The 26,380-nt window shown below is 70.4% G+C and carries 34 protein-coding genes; 12 read left to right on the forward strand and 22 right to left on the reverse strand.

Annotation, left to right across the window (positions count from 1 at the left end):
* Positions 1-6 precede the first annotated feature (6 nt).
* The 6 genes from JOE48_RS18915 to JOE48_RS18940 all read right to left on the reverse strand — a co-directional run bounded on the left by JOE48_RS18915 (position 7) and on the right by JOE48_RS18940 (position 5,597).
* Positions 7-1,482, reverse strand: a complete 1,476-nt coding sequence (locus JOE48_RS18915; RefSeq protein WP_210032108.1) for a protein adenylyltransferase SelO — start codon at positions 1,480-1,482, stop codon at positions 7-9.
* A gap of 60 nt (positions 1,483-1,542) precedes the next feature.
* Positions 1,543-3,288, reverse strand: coding sequence for an SDR family NAD(P)-dependent oxidoreductase (locus JOE48_RS18920; RefSeq protein ID WP_210032110.1), 1,746 nt, complete (start codon positions 3,286-3,288; stop codon positions 1,543-1,545).
* 115 nt (positions 3,289-3,403) lie between these two features.
* On the reverse strand, positions 3,404-3,664 hold the full coding sequence (locus JOE48_RS18925; RefSeq protein ID WP_210032112.1) for a hypothetical protein: 261 nt from the start codon (positions 3,662-3,664) through the stop codon (positions 3,404-3,406).
* 248 nt (positions 3,665-3,912) lie between these two features.
* Positions 3,913-4,452: a MucR family transcriptional regulator gene (locus JOE48_RS18930; protein WP_210032113.1), complete on the reverse strand. Its 540-nt coding sequence runs from the start codon at positions 4,450-4,452 to the stop codon at positions 3,913-3,915.
* A gap of 354 nt (positions 4,453-4,806) precedes the next feature.
* Positions 4,807-5,109 carry a hypothetical protein gene (locus tag JOE48_RS18935; protein ID WP_210032114.1) on the reverse strand — a complete coding sequence of 101 codons (303 nt, stop codon included), beginning with the start codon at positions 5,107-5,109 and terminating at the stop codon, positions 4,807-4,809.
* A 107-nt stretch (positions 5,110-5,216) separates the two neighbouring features.
* On the reverse strand, positions 5,217-5,597 hold the full coding sequence (locus JOE48_RS18940) for a hypothetical protein (protein ID WP_245252877.1): 381 nt from the start codon (positions 5,595-5,597) through the stop codon (positions 5,217-5,219).
* Between the two features lie 96 nt (positions 5,598-5,693).
* On the opposite strand from JOE48_RS18940, the gene JOE48_RS18945 reads away from it, so the two are divergent.
* Both JOE48_RS18945 and JOE48_RS18950 read left to right on the forward strand, forming a co-directional pair.
* Entirely contained in the window at positions 5,694-6,452 is a 759-nt protein-coding gene (locus JOE48_RS18945) for a CDP-diacylglycerol diphosphatase (RefSeq protein WP_210032115.1), read from the forward strand.
* A gap of 85 nt (positions 6,453-6,537) precedes the next feature.
* Entirely contained in the window at positions 6,538-6,867 is a 330-nt protein-coding gene (locus tag JOE48_RS18950) for a hypothetical protein (protein WP_245252878.1), read from the forward strand.
* 30 nt (positions 6,868-6,897) lie between these two features.
* On the opposite strand, the gene JOE48_RS18955 is transcribed toward JOE48_RS18950, so the two are convergent.
* Both JOE48_RS18955 and JOE48_RS30855 read right to left on the reverse strand, forming a co-directional pair.
* Positions 6,898-7,131 (reverse strand): DUF2171 domain-containing protein, encoded by a 234-nt coding sequence (locus JOE48_RS18955; protein WP_210032117.1) that lies wholly within the window; start codon positions 7,129-7,131, stop codon positions 6,898-6,900.
* Positions 7,132-7,423: 292 nt separating this feature from the next.
* Positions 7,424-7,549, reverse strand: a complete 126-nt coding sequence (locus JOE48_RS30855; protein ID WP_280921325.1) for a hypothetical protein — start codon at positions 7,547-7,549, stop codon at positions 7,424-7,426.
* Positions 7,550-7,720: 171 nt separating this feature from the next.
* Here JOE48_RS30855 and JOE48_RS18960 point away from each other — a divergent pair, with 171 nt between their 5' ends.
* Positions 7,721-7,966, forward strand: coding sequence for a hypothetical protein (locus tag JOE48_RS18960; RefSeq protein ID WP_210032118.1), 246 nt, complete (start codon positions 7,721-7,723; stop codon positions 7,964-7,966).
* 16 nt (positions 7,967-7,982) lie between these two features.
* On the opposite strand, the gene JOE48_RS18965 is transcribed toward JOE48_RS18960, so the two are convergent.
* Together JOE48_RS18965 and JOE48_RS18970 are read right to left on the reverse strand one after the other, a co-directional pair.
* Positions 7,983-8,171 carry a hypothetical protein gene (locus tag JOE48_RS18965; protein ID WP_210032120.1) on the reverse strand — a complete coding sequence of 63 codons (189 nt, stop codon included), beginning with the start codon at positions 8,169-8,171 and terminating at the stop codon, positions 7,983-7,985.
* A 146-nt stretch (positions 8,172-8,317) separates the two neighbouring features.
* Positions 8,318-8,581 (reverse strand): hypothetical protein, encoded by a 264-nt coding sequence (locus JOE48_RS18970; protein ID WP_210032121.1) that lies wholly within the window; start codon positions 8,579-8,581, stop codon positions 8,318-8,320.
* A 146-nt stretch (positions 8,582-8,727) separates the two neighbouring features.
* Here JOE48_RS18970 and JOE48_RS18975 point away from each other — a divergent pair, with 146 nt between their 5' ends.
* Positions 8,728-8,991 carry a hypothetical protein gene (locus JOE48_RS18975; protein ID WP_210032122.1) on the forward strand — a complete coding sequence of 88 codons (264 nt, stop codon included), beginning with the start codon at positions 8,728-8,730 and terminating at the stop codon, positions 8,989-8,991.
* A gap of 56 nt (positions 8,992-9,047) precedes the next feature.
* On the opposite strand, the gene JOE48_RS18980 is transcribed toward JOE48_RS18975, so the two are convergent.
* The 3 genes from JOE48_RS18980 to JOE48_RS18990 all read right to left on the reverse strand — a co-directional run bounded on the left by JOE48_RS18980 (position 9,048) and on the right by JOE48_RS18990 (position 12,695).
* A complete protein-coding gene (locus tag JOE48_RS18980) occupies positions 9,048-9,395 on the reverse strand; it encodes a hypothetical protein (RefSeq protein ID WP_210032123.1) in 348 nt (115 codons plus the stop codon).
* Between the two features lie 90 nt (positions 9,396-9,485).
* Complete coding sequence (locus JOE48_RS18985) at positions 9,486-10,226, reverse strand: DUF4336 domain-containing protein (protein WP_210032124.1); 741 nt, start codon at positions 10,224-10,226, stop codon at positions 9,486-9,488.
* Positions 10,227-10,559: 333 nt separating this feature from the next.
* Entirely contained in the window at positions 10,560-12,695 is a 2,136-nt protein-coding gene (locus JOE48_RS18990) for a S9 family peptidase (protein ID WP_210032125.1), read from the reverse strand.
* Positions 12,696-13,043: 348 nt separating this feature from the next.
* On the opposite strand from JOE48_RS18990, the gene JOE48_RS18995 reads away from it, so the two are divergent.
* Both JOE48_RS18995 and JOE48_RS19000 read left to right on the forward strand, forming a co-directional pair.
* A complete protein-coding gene (locus tag JOE48_RS18995) occupies positions 13,044-13,265 on the forward strand; it encodes a hypothetical protein (protein ID WP_210032126.1) in 222 nt (73 codons plus the stop codon).
* A gap of 93 nt (positions 13,266-13,358) precedes the next feature.
* On the forward strand, positions 13,359-14,207 hold the full coding sequence (locus tag JOE48_RS19000) for a DUF6456 domain-containing protein (RefSeq protein WP_210032127.1): 849 nt from the start codon (positions 13,359-13,361) through the stop codon (positions 14,205-14,207).
* 72 nt (positions 14,208-14,279) lie between these two features.
* Here the strand turns inward: JOE48_RS19000 and JOE48_RS19005 are convergent, their stop codons facing one another.
* From JOE48_RS19005 to JOE48_RS19030, 6 genes are all read right to left on the reverse strand, one after another.
* Positions 14,280-14,708, reverse strand: coding sequence for a SufE family protein (locus tag JOE48_RS19005; RefSeq protein ID WP_210032128.1), 429 nt, complete (start codon positions 14,706-14,708; stop codon positions 14,280-14,282).
* An 80-nt stretch (positions 14,709-14,788) separates the two neighbouring features.
* A complete protein-coding gene (locus tag JOE48_RS19010) occupies positions 14,789-15,886 on the reverse strand; it encodes a PAS domain S-box protein (protein WP_280921326.1) in 1,098 nt (365 codons plus the stop codon).
* Positions 15,887-16,051: 165 nt separating this feature from the next.
* Positions 16,052-16,393, reverse strand: a complete 342-nt coding sequence (locus JOE48_RS19015; protein ID WP_210032130.1) for a hypothetical protein — start codon at positions 16,391-16,393, stop codon at positions 16,052-16,054.
* Positions 16,394-16,477: 84 nt separating this feature from the next.
* On the reverse strand, positions 16,478-16,951 hold the full coding sequence (locus tag JOE48_RS19020) for a Crp/Fnr family transcriptional regulator (RefSeq protein WP_210032131.1): 474 nt from the start codon (positions 16,949-16,951) through the stop codon (positions 16,478-16,480).
* Between the two features lie 46 nt (positions 16,952-16,997).
* Positions 16,998-17,540 carry a single-stranded DNA-binding protein gene (gene ssb, locus JOE48_RS19025; protein WP_210032132.1) on the reverse strand — a complete coding sequence of 181 codons (543 nt, stop codon included), beginning with the start codon at positions 17,538-17,540 and terminating at the stop codon, positions 16,998-17,000.
* A 168-nt stretch (positions 17,541-17,708) separates the two neighbouring features.
* Positions 17,709-18,728: an NADP-dependent oxidoreductase gene (locus JOE48_RS19030; protein ID WP_210032133.1), complete on the reverse strand. Its 1,020-nt coding sequence runs from the start codon at positions 18,726-18,728 to the stop codon at positions 17,709-17,711.
* Positions 18,729-18,849: 121 nt separating this feature from the next.
* Here JOE48_RS19030 and JOE48_RS19035 point away from each other — a divergent pair, with 121 nt between their 5' ends.
* Entirely contained in the window at positions 18,850-19,248 is a 399-nt protein-coding gene (locus tag JOE48_RS19035; RefSeq protein WP_210032134.1) for a DUF4174 domain-containing protein, read from the forward strand.
* A 149-nt stretch (positions 19,249-19,397) separates the two neighbouring features.
* Complete coding sequence (locus JOE48_RS19040; protein WP_192706253.1) at positions 19,398-19,574, forward strand: hypothetical protein; 177 nt, start codon at positions 19,398-19,400, stop codon at positions 19,572-19,574.
* A gap of 172 nt (positions 19,575-19,746) precedes the next feature.
* Here JOE48_RS19040 and JOE48_RS19045 read toward each other — a convergent pair whose 3' ends face one another.
* The 3 genes from JOE48_RS19045 to JOE48_RS19055 all read right to left on the reverse strand — a co-directional run bounded on the left by JOE48_RS19045 (position 19,747) and on the right by JOE48_RS19055 (position 21,613).
* Positions 19,747-20,115, reverse strand: coding sequence for a hypothetical protein (locus tag JOE48_RS19045; RefSeq protein ID WP_210032135.1), 369 nt, complete (start codon positions 20,113-20,115; stop codon positions 19,747-19,749).
* 110 nt (positions 20,116-20,225) lie between these two features.
* The gene (locus JOE48_RS19050) at positions 20,226-20,615 is read right to left on the reverse strand and encodes a hypothetical protein (RefSeq protein WP_210032137.1); all 390 of its coding nucleotides are present in this window, start codon (positions 20,613-20,615) and stop codon (positions 20,226-20,228) included.
* A gap of 68 nt (positions 20,616-20,683) precedes the next feature.
* Positions 20,684-21,613, reverse strand: a complete 930-nt coding sequence (locus JOE48_RS19055) for a protein-methionine-sulfoxide reductase heme-binding subunit MsrQ (protein WP_210035893.1) — start codon at positions 21,611-21,613, stop codon at positions 20,684-20,686.
* 182 nt (positions 21,614-21,795) lie between these two features.
* Between JOE48_RS19055 and JOE48_RS19060 the strand changes: the two genes are divergently transcribed.
* From JOE48_RS19060 to JOE48_RS19075, 4 genes are all read left to right on the forward strand, one after another.
* The gene (locus tag JOE48_RS19060; RefSeq protein ID WP_210032138.1) at positions 21,796-22,806 is read left to right on the forward strand and encodes an aldo/keto reductase; all 1,011 of its coding nucleotides are present in this window, start codon (positions 21,796-21,798) and stop codon (positions 22,804-22,806) included.
* 363 nt (positions 22,807-23,169) lie between these two features.
* On the forward strand, positions 23,170-23,934 hold the full coding sequence (gene rimP / locus JOE48_RS19065; protein WP_210032139.1) for a ribosome maturation factor RimP: 765 nt from the start codon (positions 23,170-23,172) through the stop codon (positions 23,932-23,934).
* A 64-nt stretch (positions 23,935-23,998) separates the two neighbouring features.
* Positions 23,999-25,633, forward strand: coding sequence for a transcription termination factor NusA (nusA, locus tag JOE48_RS19070; protein ID WP_210032140.1), 1,635 nt, complete (start codon positions 23,999-24,001; stop codon positions 25,631-25,633).
* 23 nt (positions 25,634-25,656) lie between these two features.
* Positions 25,657-26,379 (forward strand): RNA-binding protein, encoded by a 723-nt coding sequence (locus JOE48_RS19075; protein ID WP_210032141.1) that lies wholly within the window; start codon positions 25,657-25,659, stop codon positions 26,377-26,379.
* Position 26,380 lies beyond the last annotated feature (1 nt).

Consider the following 26,380-nt stretch of genomic DNA (forward strand, 5'->3'; position numbering starts at 1 on the left):
CCTGGATCAGGTGCCGCAGAACGTCCGGTAGCCGACGCCGCCCCCCGCGGGGGCCTCGGCGTAGGGCGCGTTGTCCGGCTGGTCTGCGTAGGGCCGGGACAGCACGCTCAGAAGCGCCTCGAAAGGCGCGAAGTCACTCCGTTCCACGGCGGCCTCGATCATCGCCTCGATGCGGTGGTTGCGCGGGATGAAGGCCGGGTTGACCGCCCGCATCGCGGCGGCGGTGGCGGCTGGGTCGCGGACCTCCAGGGCCAGCCGCTCGCGCCAGCGGACCGCCCAGCCATCGAAGGCCGTGGGGTCGACGAACAGGTCGCGCACCGCCGCGTCGGCCTCCGGCCGCTCTGCCGCCGCGCACAGGTTTCGGAAGGTCAGGGTGAAGTCGGCCTGGTTCTCGGCCATCCGCTTGAGGAGGTCGCCCGCCAGCGCAGAATCGCCCTCGTGACTCTCGTCCAGACCGAGCTTGCGGGAGAGGCCGCCGTGATAGGCGGCCTCGAAGCGCGCCGCGTAGCCGGCGAGCGCCGCTTCCGCCTCGGCGACCGAAGCGGTCTCGTCGTCTGCGAGCAGCGGCAGCAGGGTCTCGGCCAGCCGCGTCAGGTTCCACAGCGCGATGCGCGGCTGCTCGCCGTAAGCGTAGCGCCCGTTCCGGTCGATGGAGCTGTAGACCGTTCGGGGATCGTAGGCATCGAGGAAGGCACAGGGGCCGTAATCGATCGTTTCGCCGGCGACCGACATGTTGTCGGTGTTCATCACGCCGTGAACGAAGCCCACGAGCAGCCAGCGCGCCACGAGTTCGGCCTGCCGGGCGATGACGGCCTCCAGCAGCGCCTGGTAAGGGTTCGCGGCCTGCGCGGCGTCCGGATAGTGCCGGGCCACGACGTGGTCGGCGAGCGCCCGCACGCCCTCGACGTCGCCCCGTGCCGCGAAGAACTGGAAGGTGCCGACCCGGATGTGGCTCGCGGCCACGCGGGTCAGGACCGCGCCGGGCAGCAAGGTCTCGCGAACGACAGCCTCGCCCGTTGCCACAGCGGCGAGCGCCCGCGTCGTCGGAATGCCGAGTGCCACCATCGCCTCGCTGACAACGTATTCGCGCAGCACCGGCCCGAGCGCCGCGCGGCCGTCGCCGCGCCGGGAGAACGGCGTCGGGCCCGAGCCCTTGAGTTGGATGTCGCGGCGCTGTCCCAGCCGATCGACCACCTCGCCGAGCAGGATCGCGCGGCCGTCGCCGAGCTGCGGCACGAAGTTGCCGAACTGGTGCCCGGCATAGGCCGCCGCGATCGGGTCGGCGCCCTCCGGCACGCCGTTCCCGGCGAGCGCCGCCACGCCCTCAGGGCCCGACAGCCAGTCCGGGTCGAGGCCGAGCGTCTCGGCCAGCGCCCGGTTCAGCCGGATCAGGCGGGGCGCCGCCACGGGCGTCGGCGCGCGGCGGGCGTAGAAGCGCTCGGGCAGGCGGACGTAGCTGTTGTCGAAGGGGAGGGCTGTCATCGTCGGCATCTATGAAAGGAGTGACGGGCGGGCAAGCGGAGCCGCACGGCGGGTGCGGGGTCAGACAGCGCAGCGGATCCCGGTGAGCGACTCGGAGACCGACCAGAGCCGCTCCGCCGCGGCCTTGTCCCGGGCGTGCGCGGCGATGTCGGCGCGGGCCGGAGAGCCCTTCAGCTCCCAGACCCCGTCCGGCCCATAATAGGCGCCGCCCTCCGCCTCTGGCGCCGTCGCGGCGAAGAGCAGCGGCAGCGCGCCCTGCGCGGCGGACTGGCCGATCACCGAGAAGATCGCGTGGCCGGCGAGCTGCTGGACCGGCCCGGCCCGGTCACCGCGCCGGAAGACATCCGTGCGGGCCGCGCCGGGATGGGCCGGGACCGACCGGATCGGCAGGCCGGCCTTCTTGAGCCGCCGGTCGAGTTCGAGGCCAAACATCAGCATCGCGAGCTTCGACTGCCGATAGGCGCGCTGCGGGCCGTAGGAGCGCGAAAGCTGAAGATCGTCGAAATGGATCCGCCCGGGCCTGTGGGCGAGGCTCGCGACCTCGACGATCCGCGAGGCCGCATCCCGTCGGACGAAGGGCAGGAGCAGGCCGGTCAGGGCGAAATGGCCGAGATAGTTCGTGCTCAGCTGGCGCTCGAACCCGTCCTCGGTCTCCTCGCGGTTCGGCACGGTAGCGATGCCGGCGTTGAGCAACAGGATATCGATCGGCCGGCCCTCGGATTGCCACCGCTCGCCGAAGGCCCGCACGGAGGCGAGGCGCGCCGTGTCGAGGGTCTGGGATGCGAGCCGGGCGCCGGGGTGTCGTTGCCGGATCGATGTCATCGCGCGCTCGGCCTTCGCCGCATCGGTCCGACACGCGAGGGCCGCGGCCGCGAGCAGCGCCCCGGCCAGCACGTCCGGCAGATAGTGGCCGCCCGCGCCGATCGTCGCGACGATCACGGCGGCGTTGAGCAGGATCGCGAGGGGGCCGAGCACCGGGACCGGTGCCAGCGCCCAGCCCGTCAGGATCGCCAGGCAGACGTGGAAGGACGGAAATGTCGCGAGGCCGCGCAGGTCGCCAAGCGCGAGCGTCTCCAGCGTGCCGGTCCGCAGGCGCGCCACCGGCTCCAGGTGCCAGAGCGCCCCGACCGTCTCCAGGTGCTCCGCCGGGACGATCCGCGGCGCATAATACGCGTAGGGCCCCAGCGCCGGCAGCAGCGCGGCAAAGAGCACCACGCAGAGGAGCGTGACGGAAAACAGCCGGATGTAGGTCCATAATCGCCCGAGCCGGCGGGTGGCGCTCAACGCGATCACCACGAGGCCGACCTGCGGTCCGCTGGAATGGTAGGCGAGCGCCAGCCACCACGACAGGGTCGGATGCCGGGCCAAGAAAGCCACATAGCCGGTCCAGTCGAAGCCGAGGCCGGCCTCGGACCGGGCCAGCGCGCCGTCGACGAAGGGCAGCGCGAGCCCCGCCGCGAGGAAGTGCAGGACCGCCACCGGGACCGTGAAGACGACCAGGAACCCGCTCGCCAGGGCCATGCCGCGCAAGGACGGGTCCGACTTCAGCGTGCCCAGGCAGGCCGCAGCGACCAGGAGGACCGCGACGGCCACCGCCGCGAGCGCGAAACCCGCGGGTTCGGCAGCGATCCGGGCCATCCGCATCCAGACGGCATCGATCCCGAGGATGACGAGGACGAGCGCCCAGAGGCGGGGATCGGGGGCTGCGATCCCGGAGGTGTGCCGGCGCAGGCTCCGGAGCCCGGGGCCGGCTCGATCAGGCATGGCGGGCTCGCGGCGGGCCTGAACGACCCCGTCTTGACGCATGATCGGGTCCAGCTCGCCCGACGCAGCCGATGCTTGGCCGCGACAGGGAGACTTCCGAAGGCCGCGTTGGTTCGCGCGCGGACGCTTCGGATCCGTCCGCACTGACCCGGGCGATCTAGCGGCCCGAGGCCGGCGCTTCTCCGCTCGTCGGCGGCTTGCCCGTGCCGATGGCGCCTTCGGTAGGCGGCACCGCGGAGGGATGGGTCACGGCCTCCGTGGCGGTCTTGCCCGGGTCCTGCGTGTCGGCAGCGGGCTTGCCGGCGATTTCGGCCGGCGGTGCCTGCCTGGGGCTGGTCCTGTCCTGCGCCCCGACCGTTGCCGGGAGGCCGAGCACCGTCGCGGCGGCGAGAAGAAGGGCGGGGATCGATCGGTTCAAGCGTGGCTCCCTGGGGTTCAAGCGGGGCAACGGCTGCCCGCCCGCCTCGTTCCGGGCACAGTATCCCGCTCCTGCGGTCCGCCGGGCATCCGCCACAACTGCCGGCGGGGGTGACGAACCCGAGAGGCATCGACGGCAGGCCGCATGCCCCACGACCTCGAGATCCGGACGATCGAGCGCAAGGCGGGGCCGAACGTGCCGGCGGGCGGCGTTCCGGCCTCGACTCGCGAGAGACCGGGCCGGAACGCTCACGCCTCGGCGTTGGCCTTCTTGGGCTTGCGGCCCTTCGCGGTCTTCGTGCCCCGACCGGCCGCCTCCGACGCCGCCGGGGCGGTTTCGGACAGATCCGCACGCTTCGCGGCCGGACCCCGGCGCTTGTGGCCGAGGCCGGCATTGCGGGCGAACTCGGCGCGCATCGCCGAATATGCCGAAGCCGTGGTCGGATAGTCCGGCGGAAGACCGTAGCGCTGCCGGTACTGCTCGATGGTCATGCCGTTGCCGGTCAGGTGACGCTTGAGTGTCTTGTAGGGCTTGCCGTCGATGAAGCTGATCAGCGCGTCCGGCGTGACCGACTTCTTGATCTGTGCGGGCGTCGCCTTCTTGAGCTCCGGCTCAGCCGGAGCGGAGGTCTGGCCAAGACCGGTCAGGGCAGCATGAACGCCGGATAGAAGCGTCGGCAGATCGGGGACCGGAACGGAGTTGTTGGCCACGTAAGCCGAAACGATGTCGGCGGTCAGTTCGACCAAATCGATCTGGTCTTGGTTCGGGAGTGAAGTGCTGTCGTCCATTGGCGCCTCTCACGCGGGAGTGTGCCATGAACGTGGAGTATCTTCTCCGCAGTCAAGTGCTTATCTGCAAGAAGATAACCGATAATCGCCGTTATCTACCGTAACTACGGGGGAATACCAACATAGATCAAGGGTCCTGCTGTGCGCAGATAAAATGAGTTACAGAGCGCTACGCGGACCGTTTTTCGCGCACGAGCGTGTCGGGCAGGATGGACCAAAGAGCGGGCGGAAATTTACGCTGCGTTTACCCTGCCGTGGTCTGTGGGGAGGCCGCTCCGACTTTGGGGACAGAAGCCGAACGGCAGGCGGGTCGAGCTCTGCCCCCTGAGGCTCGACCCGCGCCTTCGCCCGCCCTCAGGCGCTGGCGGCATCTCCGAGCGGCGTGGCGACGGCGCCCCGCTTGCTGGACGGAACGACAGCCTGAAGAACCCGTGTCGGACCAGTCCCGTATTCTGCCCGGTAGGTCCGCTCCAGGGTCATCAGCGTCCGCATGGGCGCCTCCGCCAAGTCGAGCAGGCGCGCGTCTCGCCACCGAAGCTTGGTCAGGCCGCCGCGACCGAACCAGCGCGGCCTCTCTTCCTCGACGAGCAGGACCAGCTTGCCCGTCCACGTCTTGCGAAACCAGAACCGTCCCGTGAGCTTGCCTGCGCCGAACATGCCACACCTCGCGTGTGAGCCCCGCGTGAGCAACGCTCGGAAAGCGCGGCAGTTTCCCAGTCCAGACGCGGGCCGGCCGCTTCAAACGGGCCGGCGCCGGACCGGACTCATCCGCCCGCCCGAGCGGTCAGGCGGCGGCTCGCCAAACCTGCGAGCGCGAGGCCCGCGACCGCACCCGCCAGCGCGGCACCGGCCTTCACGAGGAAGTCGTCGAACCGGCCATGGCGGGTGCTGGTCAGGGTCTGCGCCGCCTCGAGGCCGCCGGCCAGGAGGATGCTGCCGATCAGGATCCGGCGCCAGTGCTTCGGATAGCTCACCATCATGAGCAATCCGGCCAGGGCATAGGCCGCAGCCCGCTCGACGCTGGGATCGGCCGTCACCACCGGCCGGAACCCGAGCGGCACGAGGGTGACGGTAGCGATGAGGGCGACCAGGATCCAGGTCGCGGCCCGAACGAGGCTCAGCCGCTGCATGTCCGATCTCGGCATCGAAGCTCCGTAACATTGCACTGACAGCATGAGCCTACAGTGATCATCGACCGCGGCTTGTAGCATATTGGTTGCCGAGGACCGGAAGACCTGATCATGCGCCGGCTGCTGATCGTTGCCACCCTGCTCGCCTTCGCGTCGATCCCGGCTGCCATCGCGGCCAACCCCACGCGCGACGTGCTGTGGGTCGCGCTTCAGGGTTGTGTGCTCGCCAAGAAGGCGGCCGGCCGGAGCTTCCCGTGCCTGTCCGTCGATCTTGGCGACGGAGAGCGTCCGGGAACGGCGGTGCTGCGCGCGCCGGGCCAGGCGACCCATACGGTCGTCATGCCGACCGACAACGTGTCGGGCATCGAGGCACCCGTGCTCCAGGGGCCCCACGGTGTGGCCTACTGGCGGGCGGCGCTCGAAGCCCGGCACGCGGTGTCGGACGCGCTGCAGGGCCGGCTGCCCATCGCGGCGGTTGGCCTTGAGGTGAACTCGGTGGGCGGCCGCAGCCAGGATCAGCTGCATATCCACCTCGACTGCATGCGCCGGAGCGTCATGGCTGCCCTGAAGGCGCACGGACCTGCGGTCGGCGAGACCTGGGCGCCGTTTCCGATCCCGTTTGGAGAGACACAGTACCTCGCCCTCCGGGTTCCGGCCGATAGGGTGGAGGGTTTCAATCCGTTCGCGGCGCTCGCGCGCGTATCGGGCTGGCAAGGGAAGCTGCATGACGCCAGCTTCGCGGCGGTCGCGGCCGACCCCGAGAGCCCGCAAGCCGGTATGATCGTCCTGGCCTACAGGATGCCGGACGCCAGTGCCGAGGATCTGATGGATCACAGCTGCCGGGCAGCCCGATCGCACCGGGCCGACTGAGCCCGCGGCGCACCGAGCAGGCCGTACTGTTGCCGATACGTTCTATCCGGCTGGCCCGATGATAGGGCATAGGGAAGGCATGCGCATGCCGGTGCTCAGCCTGTCCGCGATGCTCCTCCTGACCGCCGCTCCGGCAGTCGCGACACCGGCGGCCAATTCGGCCGATCCGCGTGCGCTGGAACAGGCTTGGCATCGCTGCCTGCGCGAGGCTTCCGCCCACCAGCCGTCAGGGCAGGGCCGTGCCGGCGACGAGCGGAACGCCCTCGACGAGTGCAAGCCCCGCGAGGATGCGCTGGTCGCAGCCCTTATGTCGGGTCGCGGTGCCGAGGATGGCCGCAGCGGAACGGTCTGGGCGCGCACCTGGGCGGCCTTCGTGGAGCCGCTGACAGCCTGGTTCGGTACGCTGCGGCGCTGAGCGCCGCGGCCCTCCGGACCAGCCGTCTGGTCACGACGTCGACCACTCGCGCTTCACCTCGTCGGCCGGCCGGTCCAGATGAACCTTGCCGTCGGTGACGGACTGCACGAAGTCGAGCGGAATATAGTGGTGCAGGCCGCCCGCCGCGGCATCGCGCTTCGTCAGCTTGATCTCGCCTTTGTCGACATGGTCGACGGTCCCGACGTGAACGCCATCAGAGCCGACCACCTCGGCATGTTCTTGGATCTGCGCAACATCGGCCATCAGGATCCTCCCGGTTTCTCCAAGACAATCGTGCCGGTCCGGACGCGTTCCGAGCTGAGGACGCACCGCGACGAACCTTGGGTCGAAGCCGAAAGTCCTGCCGGCGCGGGCCGCTCAGCGGAGGCCGCGATCCGGGCACGCGCGCGCGGACAGGACCGGCTGCCGCAATCATCACGTCCGCGCCTTGAGACCCAGGACGATGGGAAGGATCCCGTCATGTCCGGATGCGAACAGCTGGCCGCGCGGCCGGTCAGGCGCCGCCGATGCCGGTGGTGACCTTGCCGGTGCCCTGTCACTCGGCACTGGTCTTGTCGGCGATCGTGCCGGAGCCGCCGCAAGCGCGGCACAGGTTCTCGCCGGCTCCGGAAGTGCCCGGAGGAGCCTCGTCGCCCGGTTTGGCAGGGTCGGTATCGCCCATCGTCCTCTCCCTCCTGAGGTGTCGTTCCTCGACATGATTCAGTCTGAGCGGGAGGATGCCGTTCCTGTTCGCGCCTAGGCTCAGGCCAAACCCGGGAGAGCGGCCAGTCGCCGCGGCGTCACACCGCGCCGGACGTGCCGAACCGCGGCGTCAGTGGATCGTTGGGCGATCATGACTGACCCGACCCCTACGCCGCACCGGGATCCCATCGTCGAAGCGCGACGCCGCGAGATGGCCACCGAGCATCTGCTGTTCGGGACGATCCGCTTCCTGGCTCAGCGCCATCCGGAACTGCTGGACGAGCTGGAGGGAAGCCTCGACCACCTCTGGGACAAGGTCGAGGGCGAGGCGCGGGATGATGCGGCCGTGCGCAAGATCGCCAGCCGCATCGTCAAGAGCTTACGGGCCGAGCGGTAGCCGGCCCGGTCCAGCGTCAGCGCTGGGCGCCGTCGTTCAACCGGATGGTCGGGATCATCTCGACAGCCTTCGCGGTCACACGGTCGAAGACCTCGCCTGTCAGGCCGCGTTCTGTCGCCAATTTCCTGATGCGCTCCGCATGCTGTGAAAGTGTGAGACCGAAATAGGTCTTGCCGGGCGCCTGTTCGACAGCCTCGTTCGCCACGCTGTAGCTCCTGTTCATGGTGAGTGGGGTAATTGATTTGGTCGAAGGCGCGCGCGCCTTCAAGGCCTCGGCGGAGCCTCGGGGCGCGGTCTTGAACGGTCGTCGGGGCTGCGCCGCGTCTGGTCGCGGGCCCGTCGGGATCGAACCTAGCGGGAGCAGCCGATGCAGATGCCGCGGGTGATGGCGTCGTTGCGCTGTTCGGTGGCGTCCCGGCGCTCGATGCTTCCGGTCTCGTTGGCATTGAGCGCGCCTGGATTCGGCACCGTCTGGCCGGTCGCTGCGGTGTGCGGCGCCTTCGCCGCCGATGTGGGGCCGCCGCCGGTGCCGGTCTGGCTGATAGGCTGAGCGAAGGCCGGTGCAGCGCCGAGGACAAAGGCCGCGGCCAGCGTGAGGATCGTCGATCTGCGCATGTGAACCTCCCAACACGGCATGCGTCTGCCTGCATGAAATCGACGCATCCGAGCGGCGGAAGTTCCCGCGCTCGACCGCGCTGCCTCCTGACGGCATATCGGTCATGGCTTAAGACAGGCTGCGGGCTGCCAACGGGGGTGGGTGGATGACCAACGGCGAGGGCACCGGAGCGCCGAAAGCGAAGATCGCGGAGGTCCAGCGCCTCGCGACGGCCCTCGCGGCCCGGGTCCGCTACGCGCAGCTCGTCGGGCGACCGATCTACGAGGGGCAGATCGCCGCCCTGGTCAGCGCCGCGCGCCTGATGGACGAGGCGAACGCGCCCTGGCCGCCCATGGTGGAGGAGGTGCTGACAGAGCTCGCCAAGTCCCTCGACGGCGTCGACCCGGCCCCGGAGCCCGGGGGACCTTGAACGCGCTGCGCCGAGGGCCACCCTTCTCCGTCTCTCAGCATCGGGATCGAGGCAGGCTAGCGATGGAGTAGGGTACCCCAGGGGTCGATCGGACGGCCCGCACGATCGCCGAGAACGTTCACGCCGCCTATTGGCCCGAGGCGCAAGGGACCGAGCACCCGCAGGTCGAGCAGACATTCCGGACGCGCCTCGTCGAGGCGATCCGGCCGGAGATCCCGGGCGGCTCGCCCGGCGCCATCATCGGTGCCGTCAATGCCGTGCTGGACGCCCTCGAGCAGCAGAACCCAGGGCTTCGCGGCCCGCGGGTCAGCGCCCTGAACCGGGCGGAGGGCGCGGTCGGGATGGATCCGCCCGTCGCCCGGTGCAGGGCTCTGCGCGCGCGTCGAATGCCGCGTCGTGCTCACGGGTCGCCGACGCGGGTGCCGTGCGGCTTCTGGATCATCCGGCCGCGCGCCGCCGGCCCCTGAGCCGGATGCGGAACCGCGCCGGCGCGCTCAGCCGAACGCGCCGAGCCAGCGCAGGGATCGCCGCAGATGGGCGGCGCCGTCCCGCATGAACCACAGACCGTGAGCGAACACGACGCGCTCGGGCTTCAACGCGAGGAGTTCCGAGACGGCCTGCGCGGCCGCGCGGCGCCGCAGCCTGATCACGAGGCGCAAATAGGGCGGCGGCTGCCCGTCCGGCGCGGTCATGCGGGCGAGGCGCAGGAGCGGGCGCACGAGCGCCGGCATCTTGGCCGGTTCCAGGTTGAGGACGAGGTCGGTCAGGATCAGGGTGCGGCTCGCCCCGTGGAAGAACGCGACCTCCCGGAAGGAGAGGCCGCCCGGTACCACAACCTGGCGCAAATCCGCGGCCCATTCCGGGGGCGGCGCGTCATCGAGTACCCGATCGATGCGCAGGCCCGAGCGGCGGACCTGCCCGCGCTGGCGCAGGTTCGGGGCCGCCCAGGTCAGGGCGTCCGGACACTGCGTCTGCCACTCCTTCAGGAAGGTCCAGTGGGCGATGTTCGGCGCGACCATGTGGCGGATGGGTCCCAGCGCGGCAATGTCCTGGTGCAGCCGCGGGTCGTAGCGCGTGGGCGAGTGCAGCCAGATCGAGCCGTCGCGGAGCCGGATCACGGTCATCCGGACGGGGAGCGGGATCCCGAGGGCGCGCAGCGGGCCGCTGTCCACGATCCAGAGGCCGTCGGCGACGGGCTTGAGCACGTCGAGGGGTGGATAGGTCGCCTCGGGCAAGAACGGATTCTCCGAAGGAAAACAGGCGGCCTCCTGCGCCGGGGCCGGCACTACGGGAACACCGGAGACCCGAGGGGTTTCCCGGGTGGGTCCGGTCCCTGCTCCGTCAAGGCTCTCGAACTGGGTCGCGCGATGCGTTCTGATGGGTCGGGTCAAGGTTCTCGGGTGCGAAGGTCCGCCACCGTGCCGAACGGAGGCAGGAGGCAACGGGCTCATTCTGCGCATCGTACGCGCCTGGCGGTTCGGTTCGAATCGGCCTGGCACTACGGGACAGAGGGCGTGCCGCGCCCCGGCTCAGAGACGTCTGAACGGCGCAGGCGTTGCGTTCGACCTCTACGCCTTACCGACCGCCATGAGCGCGAAGGCGTAGATCAACGCGACCTCCTCCAGCCGGTCGAACCGGCCGGCGGCTCCGCCATGGCCGGCCTCCATGTTGATCCGCAGCAGAACCGGTCCGCCGCCCGTCATGGTGGCCCGCAGCCGGGCGACCCACTTGGCCGGTTCCCAGTAGGTCACCCGCGGGTCGGTGAGCCCGCCGAGCGCCAGGATCGCCGGGTACTCCTTGGCGGCGACGTTGTCGTAGGGCGAGTACGAAAGAATCGTCCGGAAGTCGGCCTCGCTCTCGCCGGGGTTGCCCCATTCGGGCCATTCCGGCGGGGTCAGTGGAAGCTCCGCGTCCAGCATCGTGTTGAGCACATCGACGAAGGGCACGTCGGCGACGATCCCGGCGAACAGCTCCGGTGCGAGGTTGGCCACCGCACCCATCAGCATCCCGCCCGCCGATCCGCCATGGGCGACGATGCGCTTCTCGGACGTGTAGCGGCCCTCGATCAGCGCCCGCGCGCAGGCGATGAAGTCCGTGAAGGTGTTGGGCTTCTTCTCGCGCTTGCCGTCGAGGTACCAGCGCCACCCCTTCTCGGTGCCGCCGCGAATATGGGCGATCGCGTAGACGAAGCCGCGGTCGACGAGGCTCAGCAGGTTCGTGCGGAACGCCGCCGGCATCAGCGTGCCGTAGGAGCCGTAGCCGTAGAGCAGCAGCGGCGCGCTGCCGTCGAGGGCGAGATCCCGCCGGTGCAGCAGCGAGATCGGAACCTGCTCGCCGTCGGGCGCGGTGGCGAAGAGCCGCCGGGTCACGTAGGCGGCCGGATCGTGCCCGCTCGGCATTCTCTGCCGCTTGCGCAAGGTCCGTGTCCGGCTGCCGCAATCGTAATCCCAGGTCTCCGACGGCGTCGTCATCGACGAGTAGACGAAGCGGATCATCGCCGTGTCGAAGGCGAGCCCGGCGCGCAGGCCGAGGGAATAGGCCTCCTCGTCGAACGCAACCGTGTGCTCGGTGTCGTCGGCGAGGGCGCGCACGACGATCCGCGGCCGAGCGTTCTCGACCTCCAGCCGGATCAGGTGGTCGGCGAGCAGATGCAGGTGCCGGATCATCACACCGGTACGGTGCGGTACGAGGTCGGTCCAGTTGGCGCGGCCCGGATCGTCGAGGGGGGCGGTGACGATCTTGAAGTCCTCGGCGCCGTCGGCGTTGGTGCGGATGAACAGCCGGTCGCCGCGATGCTCAACCCCGTAGATCAGCAGCGGCGTGCGCGGCTCGACGAGGCGTAAACGTGCGCCTTCCGCGTGGCGGTCGAGCAGCCGGACCTCGGAAGTCTCATGGTCGCTCGCCGTCACGTCGAGGAACGCGCCGGACTGGGTCTTGCCGATATGAACGAAGTAGCCGGCATCGGCCTCCGTGTAGACCGTCTCGTCTTCCGACTGCGCGGTGCCCAAGCGGTGGCGCATGACCTTGGCAGGCCGATGGTTGGCGTCCACCGCCACGTACCAGAAGCTTTCCCCGTCCGCGGCCCAGACCGCCTCGCCGGAGGTCGCCTCGACGCGGTCGTCGGTGTCGAGGCCGGTGGCGATGTCGCGCACCCGGATCGTGTAGAGTTCGGACCCCTTGGTGTCGACGCTCCACGCGAGCCGGGTGTGATCGTCGGAATGCACCGCGGCGGCGATTTCGAAGAAGGGCAGGCCTTCGCCCTCGCGATCGCCATCGATGAGGATGGTCTCGTCCGGATCCGGCCCGGATTCGGGTACGTCCGGTGCGGCCGCCGGCCGGCGGCAGACGAGCGGGTGCTGCCCGCCCTCCCGGTGTCGGGTGTAGTAGGCGAACGGCCCGTCCGGATCGGGCACGCCGCTCTCGTCCTCCTGGATCCGCCCGCGCATCTCGGCAACCAGCCGCTGGCGCAGCTCCGCGGTCCCGGCGAGCGCCGCTTCGGAGAAGGCGTTCTCGGCCTTGAGGTAGGCGGCGATGTCCTCCGGGAGGGCAGCCGGGTCCTTGAGGACGGTCTGCCAGTTCTCGGCCTTCAGCCACGCGTAGGAGTCGATGACTTCCTGCCCATGGACGCTGAAGCGCCGCGGCCGGGCTTCGGCGACCGGCGCGCCGATGGATTGAGCGTGCAAGCCGTGGCCGATCTCCGTCATCGTCTCTCCGTCAGATCCCCACACATCCGGGTCAGGGGATGTGTCCCGACGGGCGCCGCGATGCAAGGCGGTCAGGGCGCAGGCCTGGGGCCCGCAGCGCGCGTCTGGCGGAAGTGGGGGGCGCGAGGTTCCGTGCCGATCCGCCGGTCAGTCCATGGCCGTCCAGAGGAACCTGGAACCGTTGACGCGGGCAATCCAGGCCCGTTCGCTGTTCCCGGCTCCCGAGCGGCCTGCGCCGCCCCGGAAAGACAGTGGCGGTCGCGCATCGGGAGCCGGTGACAACCTCGGGCGTTGAACCGCGGGCTGTGGCGGCGATCACAGCTGCCGGTTCGACGCCGAGGTGCCGATATGGTCGCGACCCCAGACTCGCAGGACGATCACCCCGAAGCGGATCTGGAGCGGGTGAACAACCTTCTCGCAGAATGGGCGGCGCGTTCCGCGACGACCAGCGCGGCGCTGATCGATCGCCTTGAGGCGATGGGCTACGCAGTTCGGGGCAAATCGGAAGACGAGATCGCCGACGTCCTGCATCAGCCGCCGACGGGGCGCCCGCAGACCAGCTCAAGATAGCTGTGAGTTGTAGGTAAATATACCTTGACGGCTGAAAACTTTCTGAGAGGATAGGGCCGTCGCGTTCCCGGCTCGTTGTCGCTGGAACAAATCATGAACAAACTGAACGACCACAAGCTTGCCAGGGCCGTATCGTCGCATCGCCGTCGCACCCCTTCGAGCAACCTGCCGGCCGAGGCGGCACGCCTGCTGGCGCGGCTCGGTGAGGCCGGCGCTTACGCGCGGCCCGATCCGCTCGTCGAGAATGCCCTGGTGGCTCGGCGCGGGGGCGAGGGGATCTCGGTCGGCAGCGGGCGCTTCGCGACGGCGTCGGGCCGAGTCCTGGCGGCCGAAGATCTGGCGGCGTGGAATGCCGCCGGCACACAGCTGACGATCACGGCCGCCGGTCGGGCGCGGCTGCGGCGGCAGGCCATGCCAGGCGACATGGCTTTCGCCGCGCAGCACCAGGACCTCACCGTGGTTGAAGGAAGTCCGGAGCCGGTGTTGCGCAACGCGTCGGAGAATCCCCTGTCCTGGATGGTGCGCCGACGGGACCGGGATGGAACGCCGCTGATCGACGCGGCCTCCTTCGAGGCGGGCGAGCGGTTGCGCCGGGACATGACCGCGGCGGCATTGCTGCCGCGCATGGGAAGCGAGTTCGGTGCCGCGCGCGTCGACGGCGGCGGCCCGCGCGACCCGGCCTCCGCGGCGGATCACGTGATCGCGGCCCGGCAGCGGGTGCGCGGCGCCCTCGACGCGGTCGGAAGCGACCTGTCGGGTCTGCTGATCGACCTGTGCGGTTTCCTGAAGGGTTTGGAGCGGATCGAGGCGGAGCGGCGCTGGCCGGCCCGGTCGGCAAAGGTCGTGGCCCGCATCGCCCTCGGGCGGCTCGCCGAGCATTACGGCCTGGAGCGGGAGGCCACCGGTCCGAAGCGCGGGCGAATGCGGTTGTGGCGGGGGTGAGCGGGCCCTATCGGGGCCACGGTCGCCGATAGGGAGCCGCCGCGCTGCGCCCGCGAGGACGGGGGCGGTTTCTCAGGTCTCCGCGGCAAGCCGGACCGCGTCGCGATGGATGCGCTCGGCCATGGCCCGAACGCCGTTCGAGCGCTTCGAGGTCACGTGGGCGCCGAAGCGCAACTGCCGGAACAGGTCCAGGCCGTCCATTTTGGCGGCTTCCTGCGGGGTCTTGCCGGTGTAGAGCGCCACCATCAGCGCGACGAAGCCGCGGACGATGAACGAGTCGCTGAAGCCGTGCAGGACCAGTCGAGGGGTCCCGCCGGACGGCTCCGCCTTCGTGTCGATCCAGACCTGGCTCTCGCAGCCGTGGACACGGTTATTCTCGGTCCGCTCATCCTCGGGCATGGGCGGCAGGGTGCGGCCGAGCTCGATCAGGTACTCGAGCCGCATGTCGTCGTCCTCGACGATCTCGAAATTCTCGATGATGGTGTCGATCGGGGGAAGCATGCTCGGCCGGATCCAGAGTGATCTGCGCCGCTATAGGCCGCCCGCGCCGGTGTGGCGACAGGGCCCCGCGCCGCGGGTGTTCATTGCGCGACTTGACCCGACGTCGGCAAAGTCAGGCGCAGGGGATCGGCCGGGCTGGCATCGCCCTGGACAGCGATTTCGGCCTGGGCCGCGTAGGCAGCGATCAGGCGTGGCCCGAGTTTCGGCACGTTCGGCCGGCCCGAGGCGGCCATCTCGCTCACGCCGGAGACGATCCCTAGGCGCAGGGGCTCGTTGCCCGCAGCCTCCATGTCGATGGTGATCGAGCAGGCGACATGCTCGGCGGTGGCGTCGAGGCATTCGGCCACGATCTCCGCGACGATCATACCGAGGGCGTTGGCGATGCGCGGCTCGACCAGCCCGTTCCCCGACCCACCGACCTGGACGCTGATCCGCCCGGCCCGCCGGAGCTGCCCGAGCCCTGAGGCGAGGCGGTGCAGATAGTCCTTGAGATCGATCGACGCGATGTGCGGCGCCTCGTGCAGGTGCTGCTGCACCAGCGCGATCGCCCGGACCCGCTGGCCCAGGGCCTCGAAGCTGCCGCGGCAGGCATCCGGCGCCGCCCGGCCGTAGAGGCCGATCAGGCTGACCATCACCTGCAGATTGTTGCGGACGCGATGGTAGACCTCGGCGAGGAGCGCCTCCTTCTCGGCCAGCGCGTGCTCGATATGCTCCTCCGCGTGCTTGCGGTCGGTGATGTCGAAGCAGGAACCCAGATAGCCCTGGAACCGGCCGTCCTCCATGAGGGGGCGGGCGGTGTCGAGCAGCCAGCGGTACTCGCCGTCGTGCCGGCGTAGCCGGAACTCCACGGTGAAGGGCTGCTGCGCCTGGAAGGCGGCCGCGACGACCTTGGCATGCCGCTCGAAATCCTCGGGATGCAGTCCGCTGCGCCAGCCGAGGCCGAGTTCCTCTTCGAGGGGCCGCCCGGTGAATTCCAGCCAGCACTCGTTGTGGTGGATCGCGTGGCCGTTCTCGTCGGAGCGCCACATCATCAGGGGAACGACATCGGCGAACCGCTTGAAGCTCGCGCTCACGGCCGCCGCCTCCGGGGTTCCCGGCGTCGCACCTGTTCCACCTCTCCCCTCCGGACCGTCGTCCAGCGGCTCAGCCGTTCCGAACCCTGGTGGCTGACCAACCATTCGTGACCCGATTCGCTCTGACAGGATGTATGAGACGGGGTGACCGCATGCGGATGGCGCCGGTCAACGTGCCGGCCGGATCGCCGTTCCGGCGTCAAGCCGTGTTTGAGGCGGTCATTCACAAGTATTGGCCTGCATCGTCCCTGCGGCGTGTGGGCCAAGCCGCTAGACCCCGCCCGGACCCGCCGCCTCGGTCCTTGCAATGGCCAGCTGTGCCGTAGCCCGCATCGCGGCTGCGCTCGCGCGCATCTCGGCGATCTGGGCTCGCATCTCGGCGACCAGCCGCCGCCCCTTCCGAACCTCCGCCAGGCAGGCGAGGGCTTCGGGGACCGGGTTGGGCCTTCCAGGCCTGCGCCCGTCGTTCAGCTGCTCGTTGAACGGTACCTCGATCGGGTCCGTGCCGTCCGCATCGCAGATCAGGAACGCGCCGGCGAGCTCCGCCGTGCCCGCGTTCAGCCGATCGACGCACAGGTCCGGAATCGTCCGACAGGCTTCCAGATAGGCCACCTCCGGACTCGGCCGGTCGAGGCCGAACGCGTCGCGCTCGCGACCGCGGGGGGACGCAGGTGGAAGAACAACAGCGGCATGGCCTCAGCGCACCGGATCCGAGGGGGCGTGGGCGCGATGCAGATAGTCGGGCCGGAACTCGCAAAAGGCCGCCAGGTGGTCGGGATCGGGAACGTGCACCCGACGCCGGTCCAGCATGGTCAGGCCGATGTCGCACAGAATCCGCAGGGAGCGGTTGGCATGGACGGGCGTCATCCCGGTCACGTCGGCGAGGTCGTCCTGGGTCAGCGGCCAATCGAAGCCGGGCGCGACGGGTTCGTCCACGGCCTGCAGGCGGGCGCGCACCTCGCAGATCAGGTGGGCGATGCGGGGGGCTGCCTGACGCAGCCCGTTGTCGATCAGGGCCTGACGCAGGAGGCTGTCGGTCTGGAGCGTCGACCAGCGCATCGGCCGCGAGATCCCGGCGCCGGCGCGGCCGATAGTGCCGCGCATGAGCGGGAGGTTGACCCGCATCTGCACGGTCTCGACACCGGCCCGGTGCTGGATCGGCCCAAACAAAAAACCCGCCGCGCAGGGCGGCGGGTTTCGGGGTCCGGCGACGCGCCTAGAACGGGATGTCGTCGTCGAGGTCGTAGCCGCGGTTGCCGCCGCCGCCCGAGGAGGCCGGAGCCGGACGCCGTTCGCCGCCCTGGGCACGGCCGCCGCCGAAATCGCCGCCCCGGTCACCACCGCGATCGCCGCCGCGGCTGATCTGGCCGCCGCCCTCGTCCTCGCCGGCGACGTCTCCGCCGCCGCCGCGCCCGTCGAGGATCGTCATCTCGCCGCGGAAGCGCTGGAGCACCACCTCGGTCGTGTACTTCTCGACGCCGGAATTATCGGTCCACTTCCGGGTCTGGAGCTGGCCTTCGATATAGACCTTCGAGCCCTTGCGCAGGTACTGCTCGGCGACGCGGGCGAGGTTGTCGTTGTAGATCACGACCGAGTGCCACTCGGTCTTCTCCTTGCGCTCCCCAGTCGCCTTGTCCTTCCACGACTCGGAGGTGGCGAGCCGCAGGTTGCACACCGGATCGCCCGAACCGAGGCGGCGCATCTCGGGGTCGCGCCCGAGATTGCCCACCAGAATCACCTTGTTGACGCTGCCCGCCATCGCTCTCTCCTGACCGTACGGATCTCACAGGGCATCTGCCCGGCGGCGCGCGAACCATGCGCCCGGGCCTCCGGAGCGGCAACCGGCGGGACGGGCTTGTGCCCGCTTTCCGCAGTGCCGCGGGATTTATTTGTTCTACATCCGTTCCAATCCGCCAGCAAGATACGGCTATGACACGCGCACGACCAGCTTGCCGAAATTCCGGCCTTTCAACAGGCCGATGAACGCCTCCGGAGCGTTCTCCAGCCCCTCGACCACGTCCTCGCGGTAGCGGACGCGCCCCTCCTGGATCCAGGCGCCGACCTCCTGGCGGAACGTCTCCGCCTGCGCGGCAAAATCCCAGACGATGAAGCCCTGGATGTGCAGCCGGTTGGTCAGAACCGAGCGCATCAGGCCGGGCAGGCGGTCGGGGCCGGGCGGGATCTCGGTGGCGTTGTAGGCCGAGACGAGGCCGCAGACCGGGATCCGCGCGAAGGGGTTGAGCAGCGGCATCACCGCGGCGAAGACGGCGCCGCCGACATTCTCGAAATAGACATCGATACCCTTGGGGCAGGCGGCCGCGAGCGCCCCGGGCAGATCGGCGCCGCGGTGGTCGACGGCGGCGTCGAAGCCGAGCTCCTCGGTGAGGTAGCGGCATTTGTCCGGACCGCCGGCGATCCCGACGGCGCGGGCCCCCTTCAGCTTGGCGATCTGTCCGACGAGCGACCCAACCGGGCCGGCGGCCGCGGCCACCACGACCGTCTCACCGGCCTTCGGCTGGCCGATGTTGAGCAGGCCCGTATAGGCGGTCATGCCCGGCATCCCCAGGACGCCGAGCGCCGTCGAGGGCGGGGCCGCGGCAGGATCGATCCTGCGCGAGCCCTTGCCGTCCGTGACGACATAGTCCTGCCAGCCCGCGAAGGCGGTCAGCAGGTCGCCCACGGCGTGGTCCGGATGGTGCGATGCGACGACCTCGCCCACCGTCTCGGCGGTGATCGGCGCGCCGATCTCCACGGGGGCCGCGTACGATTTCGCGTCGCTCATCCGGCCGCGCATGTAGGGATCCAGGGACAGCCAGCGGGTGCGCAGGAGGACTTGGCCGGGTCCGGGCTGCGGCACCGGCACCTCCTCGAGGCGGAAATTCTCGGGCCGCGGCTCGCCGTGCGGGCGCGAGGCCAGGACGATGCGGCGGTTCATGGCGGTGGTCATGACGGACTCCCGGAGACTGGCTGCCCCCGATCTGGGGCGCCCGGCCCCGGCGGCAAAGGCGTCGGCGTGATCTCATGCCAGGATTGCGCGTTGTCCCGGCTCTGGAGCGCGGAGCGGTGGCATGCGGCGGACGGCCCTGGGTCTCGGACTGACGGTCCTCGCAGCGGGGGCGGCCTCCGCGGGCCCGCTCGACGCCTACCGGGATCGCGCGCGCGTTCTGGTCCTGTCGGCGCCTGATGCCGGGGACGCGCAGTTCCGGGCGCAACGGGCCGCGCTGGCCTCGGTCCGCGCCGGCGTCGCCGAGCGCGACCTCGTGGTGCTGGAAGCGGTCGGTTCCGGGGCGGAGGCGCGGGCCCTGCGCGAGCGCCTCGGCCTCCCCGCGGACAGCTTCCGCGCGGTCCTGATCGGCAAGGACGGGGGCGCCAAGATCACCGAAGCGGCGCCGATCGCGCCGCAGCGGCTGTTCGCCACGATCGACGCGATGCCGATGCGCCGGACCGAGATGCGCGAGCGCCGTTAGGGCCTCGGCCGAGACCTGATCCCCTGTGCACGGCGGGGCCGCGGACACCAACGGTTAAGCCTACCGGCCTATCACCGAAACGTGTCGACGGCCGCGAAACGGCCGTCCGTTGAGGCCCGCCAGGACGCTCGGACGAGACGCTCGAATCGATGACCCGACAACAAGTCGCCACCGCCATCCGCCGCCTCGTCGACCTGCAGGTCGAGGATATCGAGCGCGCGGTCCGCGACGGCCACAAGACCATCGCGCTGAACGAACTGGCGGATCTGAACCGCCAGCTCAAAGCCTTCGCGGCCGCGCTCAAGAAGGCGCCGGTCCGCATCTGAGCCGGCTTCGAATCGAGCCCGTCGGTTGAGGCATCGCGCTCCCTCCCGATGGGCGGGGCGCGGTTATCCAGGATGGCGCGACCGCGGCTCTCGTCGCGCCGCTGACTTGCCAAGCTCCGCGCGCACCGTCGGCGATGCCGGAGCATGAGCCGCGGACGGGAGCAGGCGGGGCCTACCAGCGGGGCCCACCCCAGCGACGGGGCGGGATGTCCTCCGGGGGCAGAGGCGGCGGCCCGCGGTCGACGACCGGCTCGTCGCAAACCCGCACCCGGCGCAGCACCGGCGCGCCATCCGGATCGAACCGACGGCGTACGAATTCCCGGCACGCTTCTGGGGGCGCCGCGGTGAAGCGGGGCCCTCGGAATTCCGGTTCCGGCCGGGGTGGCGGCGGAGGCGGCCGGCGCTCGGGTTCGTCCTCCTGAGCGAGGCCGCCATCGTCGCGCGGCGGATAGGGTCCGTCGAAATCGGCGGCCAGCGTCGGGCCGGCGGCGAGGAGCAGGGCGCAGAATCCGGTGCGTACGAGGAGACGACGAGCGGGCACGGCGGCCTCGGCTTGATCGAGCGCGCGGGGATCGCGGCCCTCATCACCGGAGATTGCGCCGGACTGCCTGAACCGCCCCCGCGGGGCGATGTCGGCTGCCGTTCAGCCGGCTAGTTCTGCAGCGCGTTGACCTCGCACTGCGCGTATTCCGAACTCGCCTTCACGTAGGCATTGAGCTTCTGCAGGTAGGCCTCGGCGATCGGCCGGAAGGCCTGCGCCTGCAGATTGTAGGCCTTGATCGCGTCGTTGTAGCTGTAGGCCTCCCAGCCCGGGCAGCCCTCCTTGGTCTCGAGGCAGGCGGGCTTGGCCGGCAGCGCCGGTTTGGCCGGCCGGGCGGCGGCCGGCGGCGGCTCGGGCGGCGTGCAGGATGTGGCGGCCGGCGCGGGGGCCGTCTGCGCCGTCGCAGCGGGCGCCGCCTTGGCAGCCGGCTTCGCGGCCGGGGCCGCGAGGGCAGCGGTCGGCGCGAGCAAGCCCGCGATCAGAAGAAGCGTGCCGCGCATGGCGTCCTGGAAGCTCCGCTGGGCCCGCGGCCGCCGGCGGCGGAGGACCGGGAGCGGGTTCTGCGGCATCAGGCCCGCGGCGACAAGGGCTCTGCCGCGGCTTCGCGCGCGGGCACCCGGCGGGGCGGGGCGGCCGGCCGTCTGCCCGGCGCCTGCCCTTCGGCGCGCGGTCTCGGGCCCCGCACCAGCGCCACGGCCGGCAGCGACAGCCCGACCGCCAGCACCCACCAAGCCGGCCGGATCGGACCGGAGAAGTCCAGGTTGGCCGCGAGCACGAGGTTCGCCGGGACGCCGCTGGCGAGACCGTACCACGCCGCCTCCAGCCCTGCGGTCGCGAGCGCGGCGAGGACCGCGAGCAGGAGCAGCGACCAGGGCCGCTCCGGCCATCGGAAGCGCCGCATCACCCGCCAGCCCATCAGCAGCAGGAACAGCCCGGCGGAGAAGACCGGATCGGTGACGTCGATCTTCGACTGCAGGAAGTAGTGGACCAAGGCCAGCACGGCGATCGTGTAGACGAGCCGGTGCAGCCGGTTCCAGTTCGGGCCCAGGTTGCGGATCGCCGCGTCCGTGGAGGTCAGGCCCAGGGCGATCAGCCCGATCAGCGCCACGAAGCCGATCGTCAGGTAGAGCCGGAGCGCGATCTCCGAGACGACCTTGGTCAGGATCAGGTTCTGGTCGACCGCGTAGAGGGTGAGATGGGCCACCGCGTAGGCCATCACGGTGATGCCGAGCATCCGCCGGACGACCAGGACCTTCGACCAGTCGGCGATGCGGCGCAGCGGCGAGATCGCCAGGGAGAACAGCAGGAAGCGCACCGCCCACTCGCCGGTGGCGTGGATCAGCGCCGTGATCGGCTTCGCGCCGAGCGCATCGAGCCGATAGGCGGCGGCGAGATACAGGGCCGGCGCAATGCAGGCGAGGAACACCGCGAGCTTCAGCCAGGAGATTCGGCCGGCCCGGTCGAGCCAGGGGAGGGGGACGGCCAAGCGGTCGATCATGGTCTCGAACATGGCGCTCGTGAGGGAGGCGGGCGGCGGTTTGCCCCGGGCGAGAACGATCGCCCTGCAGCATCGGTGCCGGCACGGGTCGGTTCGCCGCGGTCACAGTCAGGTTACACGTGGTGGTTGACCTCAGCGTCGCCGCGGCGAATTAGCGTGGTGACGGACACCGGATGGATCCCATGCAGTACCGCAAACTCGGCCGCTCCGGCCTCAAGGTCTCACCGATCTGCCTCGGCACGATGATGTTCGGCGGCCCGACCGACGAGGCGACGGCCGGCCGCATCGTCGGCAGCGCCCGCGAGGCGGGGATCAACTTCATCGACACGGCCAACGTCTACACGGAAGGCCGCTCGGAGGAGATCACCGGCCGGGCAATCAAGGCCGAGCGCGACGCCTGGATCCTGGCCACCAAGGTCGCCAACCCGACCGGGCAGGGCGTCAACGATCGCGGCCTCTCGCGGGTCCACGTGATGAAGGCCGCCGAGGACAGCCTGCGCCGGCTCGGCACCGACTTCGTCGACATCTACTACCTCCACAAGGAGGACCACGACACGCCGCTGGCCGAGACGGTCCGGGCGATGGCCGACCTCGTGCGCGCCGGCAAGATCCGGCATTTCGGCGTCTCCAACCACCGCTCCTGGCGGGTCGCCGAGATCTGCCGCCTGTGCGACGAGATCGGGATCGACCGGCCGGTGGTGAGCCAGCCCTATTACAACGCCTTCAACCGCATGCCCGAGACCGAGCACCTGCCGGCCTGCGCGCATTTCGGGCTCGGCGTCGTGCCGTACTCGCCGCTCGCTCGCGGCGTGCTCACCGGCAAGTACGATCCTGACGCGCCGCCGCCGGCCGAATCCCGTGCCGGCCGCCAGGATACGCGCATGATGCAGACCGAGTGGCGGCCCGAATCGCTGCGCATCGCCCGGGCGCTCAAGGAGCACGCCGAGGCCCGGGGCATCACGGCCGGCCAGTTCGCCACCGCCTGGGTGCTGAACAACCGCCTCGTCACCGGCGTCATCGCCGGCCCGCGGACGGAGGCCCAGTGGCAGGAATATCTCGGCGCCCTCGACTATGCCTTCACCCCCGAGGACGAGGCGCTGGTCGACGGCTTCGTCGCCGCCGGCCACCCGACGACGCCGGGCTACAACGATCCGGCCTATCCGCTGGAGGGACGGGTGCCGCGGAGCGGCTGAAGCCGCTTGAGAGCAGCCGATCACCTGACCTGAGGTGCGGGCGCAGCGAGGCTCGGACGCGGGCTCCCGGGTTCGCCGCGGCCACTGGAGGGCTCCTTCGAGGCCTCCGCTGCGCTCCGGCCCCTCAGGATGCGGGCGAGAATTGGCAGAACCCGGCCGCGCGGTGTCGCGGATCCACCTTGCACTTCCGACTGAGGCTCGCTATCTAGCTCTCAACAGTTCTGATGGCAGTCGCGAGGCTGCGGTTCGGGAGTGGGCCCCACCGGGTCCGCTCTTTTTTTTCGCCGCACATCCTCTCGCCGCAGAGGCCGCACGCTGCGGACGGGCCACGCAGAACGCCGCGAAGGTTGCGCGCTCAAACCCATGTCGTCCGAGATCGAAGCGGATCTGTCCGAGAAGCGCCTCGTCCGCGAGGCCGGCGTCGCCGCGCGCGTCGCGCAGGCGATCGAGGGCCCCCTCCAGGGTCTCGGCTTCCGGCTGGTGCGGGTGAAGGTCAACAACATCAACGGCTGCACCGTGCAGATCATGGCGGAGCGGCCGGACGGGACCTTCACGATCGCGGATTGCGAAGCGGTGAGCCGCACGATCTCGCCGATCCTCGACGTCGACGATCCGGTGGGCGGCGCCTACAACCTGGAGGTCTCCTCGCCCGGGATCGACCGGCCGCTGGTGCGGGTCTCGGACTTCGCCCGCTGGGTCGGCTACGAGGCCAAGGTCGAGCTGAGCCCGCCGCTCGACGGGCGCAAGCGCTTCCGCGGGATTCTCGGCGCCCCGGATCCGGCTGGGCTGACGGTCCCGATCGATCTGCCCGACGTCAAGGAAGGGCTGCCGAGCCGCATCGACCTGCCCCTCAAGAACCTCGCCGAGGCCCACCTCGTCCTTACCGACGAGCTGGTCCGCGAGTCGCTTCGCCGCGGCGGCCCGCCCGCCGAGGATGAGGCGGACGAGGACACGGACGAGGAATTCGCCGAGGAGAGCGCGTCGCCGCCGGTCCGAAGCCCGTTCCGCCCGCAGGGGCCGAAGAAGGCCAGTCCCGCGCCGAAGCCCAAGCATCCGGCCCGGACCGGTCCGAAGAAGCCGGTCGTGACCAAGGCGTCCCGGCTCAAGGACCGCGACTCCCTGCACTGAGACCCCAGCGTCGGCCGCCCCGCGGCCGGCCCGAAGATTTGACGGAAGAGAAGGACCGACACCGATGGCCGTCGTCAGCGCCAACAGGCTCGAACTCCTCCAGATCGCCGACGCGGTCGCCCGCGAGAAGGTGATCGACCGCTCCATCGTGATCGACGCGATGGAGGAGGCGATCGCCAAGGCCGCCCGCTCCCGTTACGGCGCGGAGACCGACGTTCACGCCGAGATCGACAACAAGACCGGGGCGCTGCGCCTGTCGCGTCACCTCCTGGTTGTCGATCAGGTCGAGAACGACGCCCGCGAGATCACCCTGGATCAGGCCCGCCGCTACAATCCGGGTGCGTTGGTCGGCGACGTCATCTCCGACACCCTGCCGCCCTTCGATTTCGGCCGCGTGGCCGCCCAGTCGGCCAAGCAGGTCATCGTTCAGAAGGTGCGCGACGCCGAGCGCGCCCGCCAGTTCGACGAGTACAAGGACCGCATCGGCGAGATCCTCAACGGCATCGTCAAGCGCGTCGAGTACGGTAACGTGATCGTCGACCTCGGCCGCGGCGAGGGCATCGTGCGCCGGGACGAGATGATCCCGCGCGAGACCTTCCGGCCCGGCGACCGGATCCGCTCCTACCTGTTCGACGTGCGCTCGGAGGTCCGCGGCCCGCAGATCTTCCTGTCGCGCTCGCATCCCCAGTTCATGGCCAAGCTTTTCGGCCAGGAAGTGCCCGAGATCTACGACGGCATCGTCGAGGTGAAGGCGGTCGCCCGCGATCCGGGCTCCCGCGCCAAGATCGCGGTGATCTCCCGCGACGGCAGCATCGACCCGGTCGGCGCCTGCGTCGGCATGCGCGGATCGCGCGTGCAGGCCGTGGTCGGCGAACTCCAGGGCGAGAAGATCGACATCATCCCGTGGTCGGAGGACGAGGCGACCTTCATCGTCAACGCTCTCCAGCCCGCCGAGGTGGTGAAGGTGGTGCTCGACGAGGAGGCCGACCGCATCGAGGTGGTGGTGCCGGACGACCAGCTGTCGCTGGCGATCGGCCGCCGCGGCCAGAACGTGCGCCTCGCCTCGCAGCTCACCGGCTGGGACATCGACATCCTCACCGAGGCCGAGGAATCGGAGCGCCGCCAGAAGGAATTCGCCGAGCGGACCCAGGAGTTCATGGAGGCGCTCGACGTCGACGAGACCGTCGGCCAGCTGCTCGCGGCGGAAGGCTTCCGCAACGTCGAGGAGATCGCCTACGTCGACATCCAGGAGCTGTCCGGCATCCAGGGTCTCGACGAGGAGACCGGCACCGAGATCCAGGCCCGCGCGCAGGATCATCTCGCCCGGATCGAGCAGGCGCACGATGCGCGCCGCACCGAACTCGGCGTCGCCGACGAGCTGCGCGAGATCGAGGGCATCACCACGCCCATGATGGTGGCGCTGGGCGAGAACGACGTGAAGACCATCGAGGATCTGGCGGGCTGCGCCACCGATGACCTTGTCGGCTACACGGAGGGCCGCGGCCCCGAGGCCGTGCGCCATGCCGGTTATCTCGACGGATTCGACCTGTCCCGCGCCGAGGCTGAGGCCCTGATCATGGCCGCCCGCCTGAAGGCCGGCTGGATCGAGGCCCTGCCGGAGCCGGAAGGCCAGGACGGCGCGGAAGCCGCCGACGGCAATGAGGGTGATGAGGCCGCTCCCGCACAGGCCGAGGCCTGAGCGAGAGGCGGCGCGGAGGCGCGATGGTCGCGGTCGACACGACCCCGCCCGAGGACGGGCTGGTTGCCGGGGGGCTCGATGCCGGCCCCGGCCGCCGCGCGCCTGAGCGGACCTGCATCGTCACGCGCGTCGCCCAGGCGCCGGAGGCGATGATCCGGTTCGTGCGCGGGCCCGACGGCAGCGTCGTGCCCGACCTGCGTGCCAAGCTGCCGGGCCGCGGCGCCTGGGTCAGTGCCCAGCGCGAGGTCGTCGCCACGGCGGTGCGCAAGAACCTGTTCTCGCGGGCCTTCAAGGGGCCGACCCCTGCCGCCCCCGACCTGCCGGACCGGATCGCCGCGGCGCTCCGGGCCGATCTACGGCAGGCGATCGCGCTCGCCAACAAGGCGGGCTGCATCGTGGCGGGCTTCTCGAAGGTCGAGGCGGCGATCGGCGGCCAGCCAGGCGCCATCGCGGTGATTCACGCCGCCGAGGCGAGCCCGGACGGCCGGCGGAAGATCGCGTCGGCCTTGCACCGGCGTCACGGTGGGGCCATGTCAAGGATCCCGATCATCGATGACCTGTCCGAAGACGAATTGGACATGGCCTTAGGTCGGGATCATGTGATACACGCTGCGCTCGTCGCAGGAGCCGGAGCCGCCGGCTGCCTGTCGCGTTGGCGTCGGCTACGCTCCTTCGAGGGCGCCGCCGCGGCGACCGGGGAGCCCGATCCAGCCCGAATCGGCGGGATCGACGAAGCCTCACGTTGAC

This window comes from Methylobacterium sp. PvR107 (assembly GCF_017833295.1).
Lineage (GTDB): Bacteria > Pseudomonadota > Alphaproteobacteria > Rhizobiales > Beijerinckiaceae > Methylobacterium.